Genomic DNA, 14,693 nt, shown 5'->3' on the forward strand with positions numbered 1-14,693 from the left:
TAAGGCCAAATCGCTCTTTTGAACGAGATTCAGGAAAATACAGAACTAGAATCAAACCTAAAATAACTAAAAACCAAAAAGATAGCATATGACATTCTCTTAACTTAATGACATTGCGCTCGCGCTAGCAGGGGTTCGGTTTTTATAGTTCAGGTAAATGATATAATTGTACAGCTAATGTTATATATGTCCCAGGGTCATTTTCTATATGAAATCTGTAATTAGTCCAACCCTTATTAATTACATCTAAAACTCTCACAAAATTTGGATGACCTTTAGCACTTTCTTCTGTTGCTTTTCTAACCACAGAAATTTCCTGATTAGGCACAAACATCATTATTGCAGCTTTAGAATCTCTCCAAGTAAGATAGCCTAATATTTGGTCAATTGTTTCCACAAATCCTTTTGGTCCTTTCCAAATTTTACATTCACCGATAAAAAGATTTGTGCTTTCGTGCTTGATAGAAATATCTGTTTTCCCTTTTTTGTTATAAGCTTCTCCTGCTACGACCCCTTCTATATTTGGTGCTAAAACAAAAATCAGTTGGTCTCTTAATGCTTCTTCACCTTTGTCTTTATAAAGTTCAGGATGATGTTCCCAGTTATTCCCACAGTCTTGTAGTAATCCAAGAATATGCATATAATCTTCATCAGTTATGAACTTTTGATTTGTTACAGTATTACCTGCTCCAACAGGTTTTGGTGAAATTTTTCTTTTCTTTACTATTCTTGGTGATTCGAATGCGGTAGGAACATCTTTTTTCTTTACTGGATATTTAAATTTAGACTTATAATCATTCGTGTGATTTATTTTCTGAATTCTCTTCTTGATTTCCGTATCGATGAATTTCGGCAATTCCTTATGAAAATTGTCATATTCGCCTTTTACTACGTTCAATTTTCCCACTATTGCATTTTTTGTTCTATCGAAATCTGAATCTATTTTTTCTGGTTCATTATAGATATCGATAAATTGAACATTCAAAGCATTATTTCGAATTTCTAGAGTACCATACATTCCATTTGTTGAATACCTATTGGTTGGCGAAAACCTTAATAATCCAACATTTCCATTAATGGGAATATTATACTCAACAAGTTTTCTTTTAAATTTTTCATTTGGGTTGGATATATCAAATGTCGGTGGAAAATCTCTACCATAAACTTCTGTTTCTCCTATTTCCATTTCAATTTCTTCCCATATAAAGGAAGGAAAATCATCAAGTGAATATTTAGACTCAAGATATTTTGAAAACTCTACTATTGGAATGCTATTAAAATACTCATCTGGTTGTGCGTTAATTTCAGCAATGATTTCTCTTGCTTTTGATGAAATTAAATTTCCAAATGGCTCTGTAAATATTTTATAATTCATTTTTTCTGACGTGATTCAAACTGACATACAACTTGTTTATATACTGAACTTTCATCCTTTTATACAGCCATTTTAGTTAGCTATACATAAGTCCAAATGCTTTTAATCATCTATTTCTTTCTTTTTTTAAAGTAAAAAATATATTACTTAGCAATTTAGAAATGTTTTACAATATTTCAAAGCATAATTTTTACAAATCCATAAAGTTTTGTTTCCATGTACCCTCCTTCGCCCTTTGTTCAGGCAAAGCCCTATTTTAAAAAAATACACCCGAACCGTAGACGAACAAAACCCGAACAAAACTCGAACAAAACCCCTACTTTTTTGGGGTGGTGTCTCAATGTGTGTCAAATTGTGTCAAATTGTGTCAAATCGTCTCATATTGTGTCAAATTGTGTCAATCTGTTTCATGGGTTTGGTGGTTAGGTGTTTGGTTATTAGGTTTGTGGGTTACTACTATTGACACTTAATAGTAATATGATGAGATGGCTTTACCTCGTCTACGCTCGTTACAGACTCTTCTCGCAATGACGTGGGTTCGCGTTAGGGATTGAAATGGAAAGCCCACAGCGACGCAGGAGCGAGGACTTGCAACCCTTCGCCTACGCTCAGGATAAATTCCAAGCCCGACCCTTTTCGGGGAACGCCCAAATATTGAAAGATTGCTTCACTGTGTTCGCAATGACGTAAATTATTAATTCCCCAAAAAAGATTGATACCATTTACCCGATGCTTTTACAATGCGCTGTTGTGTTGAAAAATTGGTGTAAACCAAACCAAAACGTGGGTGGTAGCCTTCTGCCCACTCAAAATTATCGGTAAAGGTCCAAACAAAATAACCTGCTACGTTGAGCCCGTCTTTTTTGGCTTTGTGCACTTGCTCTAGGTATGCCTGTAAATAATGTAGGCGTTCTGTATCGTTCACTTTGCCATCAATAAGCATATCAGGGAAAGCGGCGCCATTTTCGGTAATGATGATTTTATTAATGCCTTTGTATTGGTTAAACCGCTCTATCATGTTGTAAATACTGGACGGATACACTTCCCAATCCATAAGGGTGGTTTTTACGTTACGCTTGGAGGCTTTTACTATTTTGGCTCGTAGGTAGGGCACATAATAACTGTGTTTCACCATTTCGCGGGTGTAATTTTGTACGCCAATAAAGTCGAAATTAAACACAGCATTTTTTAAATCTTGTGGTTTTATATAGGTTTCTATACGCCTGAGCACAGGCACGTGTTCGGTGGGGTAACCAAACCCCAACAGGGGTTCTATAAAAAGTCTATTTAAAAGCGCATCGGCTTTTTGGGCTGCCCGCATATCTTTGGGCGTATCCCTAAAAGGGGTTATTTGCGAACAGGAAAAGGTAGTGCCTATATGGGCATTGGGCACTAGGGCGCGCAACACCCTACCACCAATGGCTTGACAAAGCATGGCATGGTGTACCGCTGGCAAAAAGTTTTTTAAGCCTTTACTACCTGGGGCATGTACGCCCAAAAAGTAACCGGCACCTGTAAATACCATGGGTTCGTTTAGTACCATCCAGTTTTTTACACGGTCGCCAAAATGGGTAGCGCAAACTTGTGCGTAGTTTTCAAACCACGAAAGCACGTCCCTATTTACCCAACCGCCTTGGTTTTGTAGGGCTTGTGGCAAATCCCAATGGTAAAGCGTTACCCAAGGTGTGATGCCACATTTTAAACAGAAATTGATAACCCGATTGTAAAAATCGATACCTTCGGCACTTACGGTTCCTGTACCGTTTGGAAGGATGCGCGACCACGCCAACGAAAACCGAAAGTGTTTGATGTTCATGGATTGCATAAGCAGAATATCCGCTTCAAACCTATTGTAGAAATCGCAGGCTATTTGCCCATGCTGGTTGTTAAAGGTATTGCCATTTTTTGAGGTGAACTGATCCCAAATGGAAGCACCTTTGTTGTGAACATTATGTGCACCTTCAATTTGATAGGCTGCGGTTGAGACCCCAAACACAAAGTCTTTTCCAAAATCTTGAGGTTTTAGGTTAAAAGGTTTTTGGGGTTTGTTAAAAGCCATAAAGTGGTTTTGTATTATAGATTTTCCTGTAACAGCTTATCTATAATTTGTTCGGTAATGTCCGGGTAGTTTACGTCTATAATGGTGTGGGTTTCCGTCCAATACACAATATCTTTTATATACTTTTTTTTAAGTGCCTTTATTACGGGTACGCCCATATCTTTTAAAGCTGCGGCATTGCATTGTTGCTCGTACTGCCCTTTCATGGGGATTACCAATAGTTTTTTACGCATAAAAAGGGCTTCGGCAGGGGTTTCAAATCCGCCACCACAAAGAATGCCTTTGCTGGTTGCCATACTTTTTACAAAGGCTTCGTTGGTAATAGGCTGTACCGTAATATTTTTATAGGTAGTTACTTTTTTATTATGTTTTGAAAATACTTGCCAGGACACCTCTTTGATTTTTGAAAGGATGCTTAGTATTTTTTCATCTTCATACGATGGTAAATACACCGTGTAATGGTTTCCTGTTTCACAAACGGCTTTTCTAATATCCTGCCTGATAACGGGTGTAAACACGCCTTCTTGATAGGCTTTAAAATGAAACCCATATTGCTTGGTTGTGGGTGCGTATTTTTTAAGAATCAACTTCCCTAAGGCGTCTTTTTTCTTAGGTTTTGGTGCATTTGGAACCATAACCGCCGCTTGGTGACTTAAACTGATGCAGGGTTTCTTTTTTAGTTTGCACGCCCATGCCGAAACAGGTTCGAAATCGTTGATTACTAAATCGTAGTTTTCAACGGGCAAGCTGCTTATTTCCTTATGAAGGCGCATGCTTTTTGCCTTAAAGTAAGTTTTCCAAAAATCGACACCTCCTTTTTTTCCAAACACAAAACTCAGGCCTTTTAGTCGGTACGTGATGGGGTACGGAATGTTGATGTCGGCTTCGGTACCGCTTACCAAAATATCCAACTCAATATCCTTTTTTTGAAGGATGGGAATGATATCGCTCGCCCTACTTAAATGCCCGTTGCCCGTGCCTTGAATAGCGTAAAGTACTTTCATACCGTTTAATTAACTTTAGATGGTTTAACACCGGTTTGAAACTCCTTCATCATGTTTTGAAACAACACTTTGGTTTCCAATACATCATCTTCTTCGGTGTCTGCATCAACATCATCTTCAAATAAAAAGTTGTCTTTAAAACTGAACAAATGCCATGTGCCATCAAAATATTCTAAGGCGGTTAGGTTTTCTACCCAATCGCCCGAATTCAAATACACAACTTCACCTTTTTCGGTTTCAATACGCTTTATTTCCGGTTGATGGATGTGTCCGCAAATCACATAATCGTATTCGTTTTCAATAGCAATATCCGAGGCTATTTTTTCAAAATTATTGATGAACTTTACGGCAGACTTTACGCTGTTCTTTATTTTTTTAGACATTGATATAGGCCCTTTACCAAACTTTGCTGCAAAGAAGTTAATAAAACTGTTTAATAGTATTAACGAATCGTAGCCCACCGCACCCAATTTGGCTATGGATTTGGAGTGTTGCATGGTAACATCGAACACATCGCCATGAAATATCCATGCTTTTTTTCCATCGATGTTCAATAATTCTTTATTAGAAATACTGAAACTTCCCATTTGAAAACCTACAAACTTACGAAGCATCTCATCGTGATTGCCCGTTATGTAACGCACCTCAACACCGCTGGAAATCCATGAGGTGATGAGTTTTATAATTTTCATATGCGACTTTGGCCAATAGCGTTTGCTGAATTGCCAAACATCTATAATATCGCCATTCAATATCACCTTTTCAGGTTTTATGGATTTTAGGTATTTATGAAGCTCTTTGGCACGACAGCCATAAGTTCCTAAATGCACATCTGAAATCACAACAATATCTACAGGTCTTTTTTTCATGTGCTTGAAATTTGCTTTATGATTTTAATTTTTAGGGAGGAAGCGTAACTACTTAAACAAATAGTTGTGGGTTTTACTGCTAGAGTAGATAAATCGGTTAAGATTATCGTCATAGGCTTTGTATGTTGAAATAGTGTATTTTATTTCAAATGCAAAATTGCGCCAATTTCACTTATAATAAGTTAACGGAGTATTAAATAGAGGTTAAGGTTTTGATGAATTACGATTGACGAATTATCAATTACGAATTAGGAATTACGAGTTATGAGTTATGAGTTATGAATTAGGAGTTAGGAGTTATGGACTATCAATTACGAATGATAGATTAGATCTTAAGACTAACTTCTAATGTCATAAAACCCGCAGTAACGTTCTTTGAACACAAAGAAGCATCGCATTACAGTAAGCAAACTGCGCTTCATTTCTCATCCCTCACCGTAACGTTTCACTTTTTATGATTCCCTATGGATGCCGACACATACACCCCAATACCTAGTGATAGACCTATAAATAGTAATGAAAACCACTCAGGAATTTCTACCCAACTTGCAGTAATAAGTTTTATAGAAACAAACACCAATATAGCGAACACACTGTATTTTAAGTAAACAAACCTTTCCAGCATGTTTGCCAAGAAAAAGTACAACGAGCGTAAACCCATAATGGCAAAAATATTAGAACTGTAAACTATAAACGGGTCTGTGGTTACGGCAAAAATGGCAGGTATACTATCGAGGGCAAAAAGCAAATCGGTAAACTCTATGGTAAGCAAGGCTCCAAACAAAGCAGTAAAAACGCGTTTACCATTTACTCGGGTAACAAACTTTCCGCCATCAATAACATTGCTAAATCTAAAATACTTCATATAGCCTTTAGGCTCATCAAATTCGGTATGTTCGGCTTCTTTTTTAAGCATCTTTAAAGCTGTGAACAGTAAAAACAGACCAAAAACAATGTTCATTCCGTGTATTTTATTAATAAGCACCAAACCAACGCTAATTAAAATAGCTCTAAATACAATAGCTCCCAAAATACCTAAAAAGAGTAGTTTGTGTTGGTACTGGCTTGGTATTTTAAACGATGTAAAAATAATAGCTATTACAAACAGGTTATCTACACTTAATGAAAGTTCAATGATGTAGCCCGTTAGGTATTTAATAAGAGCATCGGTAGCCGACAAATTATTAATATTTGCCACCAAGTTATGGCTATAACACCAATACAGCACCCCCGAAAACACCAGTGCGTTCGACACAAAAAACACAACCTCTAATATGGCTTTTTTTACTGAAGGTGTTTTATTCTTTTTATGTAAAACAAAAAAGTCTATAAACAAAAGCACTAAAACATATACTATTAAAACAATCCAAGGGGTTGTACTTGCCATGGTATTACAGATTAATTTTTCAAGCTAATGTATGCTATTTTGTAATATATTTTTAAACTATTTTCATACTTAGTACAATAACATTTGCTTGAATATTTTAGGCATCATTTCCGGATGTGGAGCCGAAGTAAAACCATCTGTTTATCCCATTTTGTGAGGTAGAACACTGTGAGATTTGGCAGAACAGCAAGCATCCGTAACTATTTAAAAGTTGATTGATAAAGCAATACAATTTGTTTAGATTTACCAAAAGTTAGTTTTATATATGTTTATATACCACTTAACAATCTTCAACCTACTATTTCTACTACTTCGCGCACATATTTAATTTGAAGTGACTCCCGCCCTTATGTGCTGGTTTGCTTTTGTATTGTAAGCATAGTCTATGAGGGTAACTACCTCGGTGGTTTTATCAAAGGCTATGCGCATCCAGCCAAAGTAGGTAGAATTGGCCCTATTATGTTGTACCCCTACTAGGTGCGTGCCATCGCCCCAAGCCCCTTCATAAGAAACACTTCCATTGTTAAACGTGTTTCTTATTGCCAAAACACCAGAATCGGTAGTCCAGCGTTCATTGGTATTTAAACCTGCATCAATAATAGAACCTTCAGTTTGGGCAACCAAAAAACCCATGTTCAAGAAGTTATCATCTATTGCTGATCCTGATTTAATTCCATTTACACCTACCGGATTCATACCTACATACAAACGGTCGCCCAAACTGTTTGCCGTTAGCTCTACAAATATGGTAAAATCTACATAGCCATCATCGGACAAATCTATTGCAATAGGATCTAAATCGCCATACTTTACCGTACTTCCAGACATTTTATACACAATAGTATTACCTTGTTCTGTAAAAAAACTTACTTCATTTCCATAAGAAGTCCCCATACTATTGGTAGCATATGCCCTAACAAAATATTGTTGATTTGGCTCTAGATTATCAAAATGACTCTCAAAACTACCTGTGCCATGTCCGTTTACTTTTTTAGTTTGCAAATCCTTTGTTGGCTGCGGGTTAATATCCCAACAAATACCCCGTTCAGTAACTGGTTGCCCGCCATCGTGCGTAACCATACCTCCCGAAGTAGCCTGGTTGGACGTAATATTGGTAACCTCTAATGTTTGAACAATTGGTAAACTATCATTTTTTGGATCGTCGCTGCAACCACAAAAAAGCGCGATAAAAAAAGGGATGGACAAAAGAAACAATCTAAAACTATTTGCTTTCATATGTTATGTATTTTAGAATATTTATCCTGAAAGGTTTGCTAAACAAAAGCAGCTAGCTAATTTTATCAACGGTTTTAAAAAAGATGATTAACCAGACTACAATAGCCCATAGTCTTTCCGGAATAAAATAATGAATTATAAAAATGCTACATTTATATATGTTCTCTCACCATCCTGGTACATATTAAGGCTCTTATTTGGAGCAGACAAACCACTTCCCTCTGTTATTGGCTCTTCTGTACCATAACAAGAACTCTCATTGGTATCGCAAATATCAGCTTCAGAAAACGGCGTTTCATTTCTGCAGGCAAAAAGCAGACCAAGGGATATAATAAAAAATTTTCTCATAAGTATTTTTTTATACTTAGATACTATTTTTCTTATTTGGTTGCGTTAAAAAAATAAAATATTGAGTGACAGTACACTTAAGAGAATCGTCAATTGATAATTGTTAATCACTCCTCATCCATTTCCATAATCAAATTAGCTATCAGTGCTGTCCACCCTGTTTGGTGCGATGCGCCCAGGCCTTTACCGTTGTCGCCATCAAAAAACTCGTAAAACAAGTGTAAATCTTTAAAATGTTCATCCTTTGAAAACTTGTTATCGGCACTATCGGCATGGTACTGGAATTTGCCTTCTTCATTGGCTTCAAACAGTTTTACCAAACGTTTTGTAAGCTCGTTAGCAATTTGTTTTAAGTTGAGTTTGTTGCCAGAACCCGTTGGAAACTCATATTGATAGGTGGGTCCGTAAAAAGAATAATACTTGCGTAAGGACTGAATGATCATATAATTTAATGGCATCCAAATGGGTCCACGCCAGTTGGAGTTACCACCAAACATATTGGAACGACTCTCCCCTGGTTCGTATTGAATTTGATGATGCCCATGATGCTCAAAAACAAAAGGATGCGCTTCGTGGTACTTAGATAAGGAACGAATACCATAATCTGACAGGAACTCGTTTTCATCTAATAAACGGATCAATAAATGCTCTAGCCTAAAACCACGCATGATGGCGAATAGGTAATTACCGTCTTGGTTCGTTTCATCTAAATTGGTAATTAAAGACGCTAAGTCGGGGCGCGTTCTTATAATTTCGTTCGCCCTAAACCTGAAATCCTTTAATTCTTCAAAGAGGTCTTTATGCATAATTTCGGCGGCAAACATAGGAATAACACCTACCAAGGAGCGTACTTTAAGGCGACTGGTACTTCCGTTTGCCATTTCTACCACATCGTAATAGAAATTATCTTCATCATCCCAAAGTGAAATATCTTTTTTACCAATGTGGTGCATCGCCCAAGCTATGTTTAAGAAATGCCTAAAAAACTTAGCGGCAGATTCTTCATATATTTTATTGGTTTTAGCCAATTCCAAAGACATGCGAAGCATATTAAGCGTGAACATGGCCATCCAACTGGTAGCATCGGCTTGTTGCATTTTTTTAATACCCGGCGGCATATGGTTCCTATCGAACACCCCAATATTATCCAACCCTAAAAAACCGCCTTCAAAAAGGTCTGTACCACTGGTATCTTTTTGGTTTACCCACCACGTAAAATTGATAAGTAGTTTTTGGAAGGCTTTTTCTAAAAATTCTGTATCGCCCCTACCCGTATAGTTTTTATCTTTTTCATACACATTCCACACAGCATATGAATGCACAGGCGGGTTTACATCACTAAAATTCCACTCGTAAGCAGGAATTTGTCCGTTAGGGTGCATATAGTTTTCTTTAAGCACCAACAACAACTGTTCTTTAGCGAAAAAAGGATCAATTTCTACAAACGATGCCATATGGAATGCCAAATCCCAAGCAGCATACCACGGGTACTCCCATTTATCGGGCATGGAAATAACATGCCTGTTGGTAAGGTGTTGCCAACTGTAATTTCGCATATTTGCCCGCTCGGGTTTACTTTCACCTGGGCCACCAAACAACCATTTAAACACATCGTTATAATAGAATTGCTTGGTCCATAACAAACCAGAAAATGCACTTTTGGCAATGGCTTGATGGGTTTCTTGAATATCGGTTCTTATAGTTTCAGTATAAAACTCCTCACATTCGGTAATACGTTGATGGAATATGGCATCAAACTCATCCCAAGGGTCTTTTACTTTCTTTTTACTTAAACGTATTTTAATACTTTTTTCTTCGCCTGCCTTTAACTTAAATTGGTGCCAAACGGCAAACTTAGACCCTGTTTTATCTGGGTTTACGGTTGCTTTTCCGTGTAACACATGGTCGTTAATACCATCTTTTACATATTTAACATCATTAGCAAAATTATAAATCCGTTTGTTATTGGTTTCGTTATCACAAAATAACTGTTCTGCATCTTCATGATACAAATAGTACCTACCGTTTCTGATACTTCTAGATTGCACACTATTACTTGAAATAGATTTCATCACAGGGCGTTCATAGCGTTTGTTATGCTTCCAAAAATTACGAAACCATAAGTGTGGCAATACATGAATATCCGCTGCTTTTTTACCTCTATTTACCACGGTCACCTTCATTAAAATATCATCTAAATCGGCTTTGGCATATTCAATAAAGCAATCGAAATAAGCATTATCCTTAAAAGCATCCGTATCCAACAACTCGTATTCCGGTTCATGGCGCCCACGTTGGTTGCCGTTTACTAAATCGCCATACGGAAATTCAGCATGTGGATATTTATAAAGATATTTAGAGTAGGAATGTGTAGGTGAGGATACTTGGTGGAAATAAAGTTCCTTTACATCTTCCCCGTGGTTCCCTTGGTTGTTGGTGAGTCCGAATAGGCGTTCTTTCAGAATAGGATCTTTACCATTCCAAAAAGCAGGTGCCAAACATAGTATTTCTCGTGAATCGGTAAAACCACCTATGCCCTCTTCTCCCCATCTATAAGCATTACTACGAGCTTTTTCATGGTCTATAAACTCCCAGGCTTCACCATGATTGCTATAATCTTCCCTAACGGTTCCCCATTGTCTTTCTGCTAAATACGGCCCCCATTTTTTCCAGTTTTTGTAATTGTTAGGGACTTTTAGTCTTTCTGCTTCCGAACCTTTTTGAATCATATATTTTGGTATGAGAATTTTGTATAATTGATAAAATTAAAAAGTGAAAAGATAATTTCTACACTAAATTGTAGACTTACAACTTTTGAATTTTATACGCTTTTGAATAAAAATAAGTTATTTATTAGAAATAGTTACACCTTGTAAAAAGTATTGTGTAATTTCTTTTTTTTGTTCGCTTTCTTTTAATATCTCATAAAAAAACATCTAAAAATTAATGAAGTGATACTTTATTAAAACTTAAAATCTGTAATTTATTAGTTTTTTAAAAAATGGAACATAGTTTATAGCTTATGGATTATAATTTATACCATTACTCTATAGTTATGAGTAATTTTGAGTAATATTTAACTAAATAAATTCATTATGCAAAAAAAATTACAATTTTTATTAGCAGCTACAATGCTATGCACAGCAAATTTAATTTCAGCCCAAGGCGGTATTAACCATGTTTTTACAGATTTTGGCGGTTGGATTGTAGGAAATAATCCAGAAAGAACTAATCCTGCTGGAGGAACAATTCCTGCAGGCACATCAGCCGTATCTGGCGGACATTTAAATGTTACCATGGGGGGACAAAGCGAACCTTTTACTGGGAGTTACAGATCAGATGTTAAATTTGATATAACTAACGGTGGAGGCACCAGTAGTTACACCATCAATTCAAACACAGACAAAATTTTGGCTATCAAGTTTATTGGTGACAGAGTTGCAGCTGGAACATTTAAGTTGGAAATGTATAATCTTACAGCAGGAGCTTGGATGAACAACAGTGGTTCGAGATATACAGCAGCTGGTACTACTACAACTGCAGCTGGTAACAAAATTTATTATTTTGATTTTAGTACGGATGCCAATTTTACTGCTGGCAATATAGCAATTAGTAGAATTAATTTTACTATTGCAGATAATCCAAATGGAGGTTCATTTGTTGTAGATTGGATTGCCTCTTTTGCTGACATAGCTGCTCTTGAGGCTTATAAAGAGGCCAAAGATGACGGTACTTCCGATACAGAAGGTTCGTTGACATTAGGTATAGACGATGTTGTTACAAAAAACAATGCATTTAAAATATATCCAAATCCTTCAACCAATAATTCATTCAATATTGAGTTGGAAAAGAGTTACTCTAAAAGTACCGCTACTGTAAAGGTTTATAATTTATTGGGTAGCGTTATTTTAAGTAAAACTGTGAATACCAATGTTAAAAAAACAACTATTAACCATAACTTAAATCCGGGGATGTATATTGTGCAAGTCGATACTACTTCTACCAAATTAGTAGTGAAATAGTATTAACAAAGTATAGATATTTTAAAAACCTGCTCAAAATAAGTGTTTATTTTGAGCAGGTTTTTTCTTATTTTAATTATAAAAATGTTTCAGACAAACATAGTGTTAACGTGTTTGTTTAGAAAAGCTTATAAACTGAATTTAAAAAAATATTTTATATTACCATTCACGAAGTTTATTCAGTGCTTCTTCTGCTTCCAGTTCTTTTTGAGAAATAACTTTTAAAAAGGATGGATGCTGCTCTATGGCATACTCGATGCGTTTTACAATATCATCCGTAGATTCGTTATCATAATCTATCACCAAAGGTTCTTTTATTTCAATAGATTGAAGAATGTTTTTCTTTTTAATGCGCAAGCCCTTTTTATCGAATGAGCGTCTGAAACCATCAATTACAATAGGGACTACAACAGGTTTGTACTTTTTTATAATGAATGCCGTACCTTTTCTGATAGGTTTGAAAGGTGTAGTTGTACCTTGTGGAAAGGTGATCACCCATCCATCGTCTAAAGCCTTTCCAATATTAGAAATATCACTCATTTTTACTTGACGGTTTACGTCTTGTCCTTCAGCCCTCCATGTACGTTCAATGCTAATAGACCCCATGTATGCTAAAATTTTAGGCAATAAACCAGCTTTCATGGTTTCTTTGGCAGCTACGTAATAGATATTTAGTTTTGGGTTCCATATATAACCAATGTTTTTAATGGAATCTGTGCGTCCGCTTAAACTCGCATTAAACACATGGAACATAGCCACTACATCGGCAAAGTAGGTTTGATGGTTTGATATGAACAATACATTATTATCCGGCAGGTTTTTAAGAACTTCAGAGCCTTCTATTTGCAACTCATTAAAGCCACGGAAGCGTCTGTGGGTTAAAGCCCCAAAAATTCTAATTAGCCACTTTTTAACAAAAAGTATATGCCCAAATGGATTTCTTTTAAACAATCCCATAAATCACGCGTCAATTTGGTTAGATAGTACAAATGTAATAAATCTATAAACTACATGAGTTGTTTTAATAAATCTTTAATCTCACTAAGCATCATTGCTGTGGCACCCCAAACCACATAGTTATTGAGTTTGAATGCAGGCACCTCAACATCAACACTATACGAGGTATTTACTATTTCAGTAATAATATTGGCATCATCTAAAAAATGATTCAATTTTACTTCAATGATGGCTTCCACCTCATCATCTTGTTTTATAAATTGCGGCGTTGTTTTTGAGATGCCTATAAATGGATGCACATAAAAGTTACTGGGCGGTATGTAAACTTCAGTTAATGCTTTTACCACTTCTATTTTTTTTATAGGCACTCCTACTTCTTCAAACGTTTCCCTAATAGCGGCCGCTTCCAAAGAAACGTCATGCGCTTCCAATTTGCCACCAGGAAACCCCACTTGGGCCGAATGCACGCCATGGTATGTTTTCCTTAGAATTAAAACCAAGTGGGTCATTTGATTAACATCAGGATAAAACAATGCCAAAACCCCTGCCCTTTTTGCTGTTTTTATAGCATGTTCTTGTTGTTTTAATAGTTCCTGCCTAAATGGAGGCACCATTTTAAACTGAGAAGCTTGGGCTGGTAGCGGTATATTTTTTATTTTTGAAATTGATATTAAAAACTCATCAAAATTCATTCTGTATGCGCGTTATCTTATTATTATGTGGTTTTATTCTCTTTTTCAATTGTGAAGATAAGGAAAGTAAAAAGAAAATAATTCCTAAAAAAGAAATAACAACGGTTGCTATAGAAGAGGGCCTTACCGGTGATGAAGACACTACCGATGTTGTAAATAGAGCATTCCCTAAATTAAATTCTAAAAATGCTATGGAGTTTTTTTTGCAGTATGACAAAGTACACAAGGAAAACAAAGTACGTTTAACTACCGATTTTGGAACCATTGACATTTTATTGTTTAATGAAACCAAATTCCACCGTTCTAACTTTATCTTTTTAACTAAGCAAAAGTATTTTAATGGCACTCAGTTTTATAGAGTGATTGATAATTTTATGGTACAGGCAGGAAATAGCGACGACAAAAAAACCGCTAACAAACGTACCTATATTGGTAAATATTTGTTACCACCAGACACCAAACGCGGATTTAAACACGACCGAGGTATGGTATCTATGCCCAGTAGCGAGATTGATAACCCACACAAACTAGCGTCGCCATACGAGTTTTTTATTGTGCAACAACAAGGTGGTGCACACTTTTTAGATGGTGATTATACTATTTTTGGAAAAGTGACCAGAGGCATGGATGTGGTAGACAAAATAGCCGCTGTTGAAAAAGATGATGCCGATTGGCCGCTACGTAATATTTATATTAGAAATGTGGAGATTATTAAATAGGCAATAGGCAATAGGCAATAGGCAA

Annotated in this window: 12 protein-coding genes; 2 read left to right on the plus strand and 10 right to left on the minus strand. The window is 36.2% G+C overall.

The features are described from left to right. Positions 1-142: 142 nt before the first annotated feature. From J8H85_RS16110 to J8H85_RS16145, 8 genes are all read right to left on the minus strand, one after another. Positions 143-1,375 carry a hypothetical protein gene (locus J8H85_RS16110; protein WP_209656316.1) on the minus strand — a complete coding sequence of 411 codons (1,233 nt, stop codon included), beginning with the start codon at positions 1,373-1,375 and terminating at the stop codon, positions 143-145. Positions 1,376-2,069: 694 nt separating this feature from the next. Further along, positions 2,070-3,434: a GH1 family beta-glucosidase gene (locus J8H85_RS16115; protein WP_209656318.1), complete on the minus strand. Its 1,365-nt coding sequence runs from the start codon at positions 3,432-3,434 to the stop codon at positions 2,070-2,072. Between the two features lie 14 nt (positions 3,435-3,448). Continuing rightward, the gene (locus J8H85_RS16120) at positions 3,449-4,438 is read right to left on the minus strand and encodes a glycosyltransferase family protein (RefSeq protein WP_209656320.1); all 990 of its coding nucleotides are present in this window, start codon (positions 4,436-4,438) and stop codon (positions 3,449-3,451) included. Positions 4,439-4,443: 5 nt separating this feature from the next. Beyond that, positions 4,444-5,307 (minus strand): UDP-2,3-diacylglucosamine diphosphatase, encoded by an 864-nt coding sequence (locus J8H85_RS16125; RefSeq protein WP_209656322.1) that lies wholly within the window; start codon positions 5,305-5,307, stop codon positions 4,444-4,446. Positions 5,308-5,752: 445 nt separating this feature from the next. Continuing rightward, the gene (locus J8H85_RS16130) at positions 5,753-6,694 is read right to left on the minus strand and encodes a TerC/Alx family metal homeostasis membrane protein (RefSeq protein WP_209656324.1); all 942 of its coding nucleotides are present in this window, start codon (positions 6,692-6,694) and stop codon (positions 5,753-5,755) included. Positions 6,695-7,018: 324 nt separating this feature from the next. Further along, the gene (locus J8H85_RS16135; RefSeq protein WP_209656326.1) at positions 7,019-7,930 is read right to left on the minus strand and encodes a fibronectin type III domain-containing protein; all 912 of its coding nucleotides are present in this window, start codon (positions 7,928-7,930) and stop codon (positions 7,019-7,021) included. Positions 7,931-8,065: 135 nt separating this feature from the next. After that, positions 8,066-8,278, minus strand: coding sequence for a hypothetical protein (locus J8H85_RS16140; RefSeq protein WP_209656328.1), 213 nt, complete (start codon positions 8,276-8,278; stop codon positions 8,066-8,068). A gap of 107 nt (positions 8,279-8,385) precedes the next feature. Further along, positions 8,386-11,007 carry an MGH1-like glycoside hydrolase domain-containing protein gene (locus tag J8H85_RS16145; protein WP_209656330.1) on the minus strand — a complete coding sequence of 874 codons (2,622 nt, stop codon included), beginning with the start codon at positions 11,005-11,007 and terminating at the stop codon, positions 8,386-8,388. Between the two features lie 366 nt (positions 11,008-11,373). Here J8H85_RS16145 and J8H85_RS16150 point away from each other — a divergent pair, with 366 nt between their 5' ends. Beyond that, on the plus strand, positions 11,374-12,300 hold the full coding sequence (locus J8H85_RS16150) for a T9SS type A sorting domain-containing protein (RefSeq protein WP_209656332.1): 927 nt from the start codon (positions 11,374-11,376) through the stop codon (positions 12,298-12,300). A gap of 159 nt (positions 12,301-12,459) precedes the next feature. Here J8H85_RS16150 and J8H85_RS16155 read toward each other — a convergent pair whose 3' ends face one another. Further along, the gene (locus J8H85_RS16155) at positions 12,460-13,257 is read right to left on the minus strand and encodes a lysophospholipid acyltransferase family protein (protein WP_209656334.1); all 798 of its coding nucleotides are present in this window, start codon (positions 13,255-13,257) and stop codon (positions 12,460-12,462) included. Positions 13,258-13,307: 50 nt separating this feature from the next. Then, entirely contained in the window at positions 13,308-13,949 is a 642-nt protein-coding gene (locus J8H85_RS16160) for an NUDIX hydrolase (protein ID WP_209656335.1), read from the minus strand. A gap of 5 nt (positions 13,950-13,954) precedes the next feature. Here J8H85_RS16160 and J8H85_RS16165 point away from each other — a divergent pair, with 5 nt between their 5' ends. Beyond that, entirely contained in the window at positions 13,955-14,668 is a 714-nt protein-coding gene (locus J8H85_RS16165; RefSeq protein WP_209656337.1) for a peptidylprolyl isomerase, read from the plus strand. The last annotated feature ends 25 nt before the right edge of the window (positions 14,669-14,693 follow it).

The sequence above is a fragment of the Mariniflexile gromovii genome, assembly GCF_017814435.1.
GTDB lineage: Bacteria > Bacteroidota > Bacteroidia > Flavobacteriales > Flavobacteriaceae > Mariniflexile > Mariniflexile gromovii.

What these genes read in the sequence shown, in the direction of transcription:
- J8H85_RS16130 (WP_209656324.1), bottom strand. Translation starts at nt 6,694, where the DNA reads ATGGCAAGTACAACCCCTTGGATTGTTTTAATAGTATATGTTTTAGTG.
- J8H85_RS16150 (WP_209656332.1), top strand. Translation starts at nt 11,374, where the DNA reads ATGCAAAAAAAATTACAATTTTTATTAGCAGCTACAATGCTATGCACA.
- J8H85_RS16140 (WP_209656328.1), bottom strand. Translation starts at nt 8,278, where the DNA reads ATGAGAAAATTTTTTATTATATCCCTTGGTCTGCTTTTTGCCTGCAGA.
- J8H85_RS16110 (WP_209656316.1), bottom strand. Translation starts at nt 1,375, where the DNA reads ATGAATTATAAAATATTTACAGAGCCATTTGGAAATTTAATTTCATCA.
- J8H85_RS16165 (WP_209656337.1), top strand. Translation starts at nt 13,955, where the DNA reads ATGCGCGTTATCTTATTATTATGTGGTTTTATTCTCTTTTTCAATTGT.
- J8H85_RS16155 (WP_209656334.1), bottom strand. Translation starts at nt 13,257, where the DNA reads ATGGGATTGTTTAAAAGAAATCCATTTGGGCATATACTTTTTGTTAAA.
- J8H85_RS16120 (WP_209656320.1), bottom strand. Translation starts at nt 4,438, where the DNA reads ATGAAAGTACTTTACGCTATTCAAGGCACGGGCAACGGGCATTTAAGT.
- J8H85_RS16135 (WP_209656326.1), bottom strand. Translation starts at nt 7,930, where the DNA reads ATGAAAGCAAATAGTTTTAGATTGTTTCTTTTGTCCATCCCTTTTTTT.
- J8H85_RS16160 (WP_209656335.1), bottom strand. Translation starts at nt 13,949, where the DNA reads ATGAATTTTGATGAGTTTTTAATATCAATTTCAAAAATAAAAAATATA.
- J8H85_RS16125 (WP_209656322.1), bottom strand. Translation starts at nt 5,307, where the DNA reads ATGAAAAAAAGACCTGTAGATATTGTTGTGATTTCAGATGTGCATTTA.
- J8H85_RS16145 (WP_209656330.1), bottom strand. Translation starts at nt 11,007, where the DNA reads ATGATTCAAAAAGGTTCGGAAGCAGAAAGACTAAAAGTCCCTAACAAT.
- J8H85_RS16115 (WP_209656318.1), bottom strand. Translation starts at nt 3,434, where the DNA reads ATGGCTTTTAACAAACCCCAAAAACCTTTTAACCTAAAACCTCAAGAT.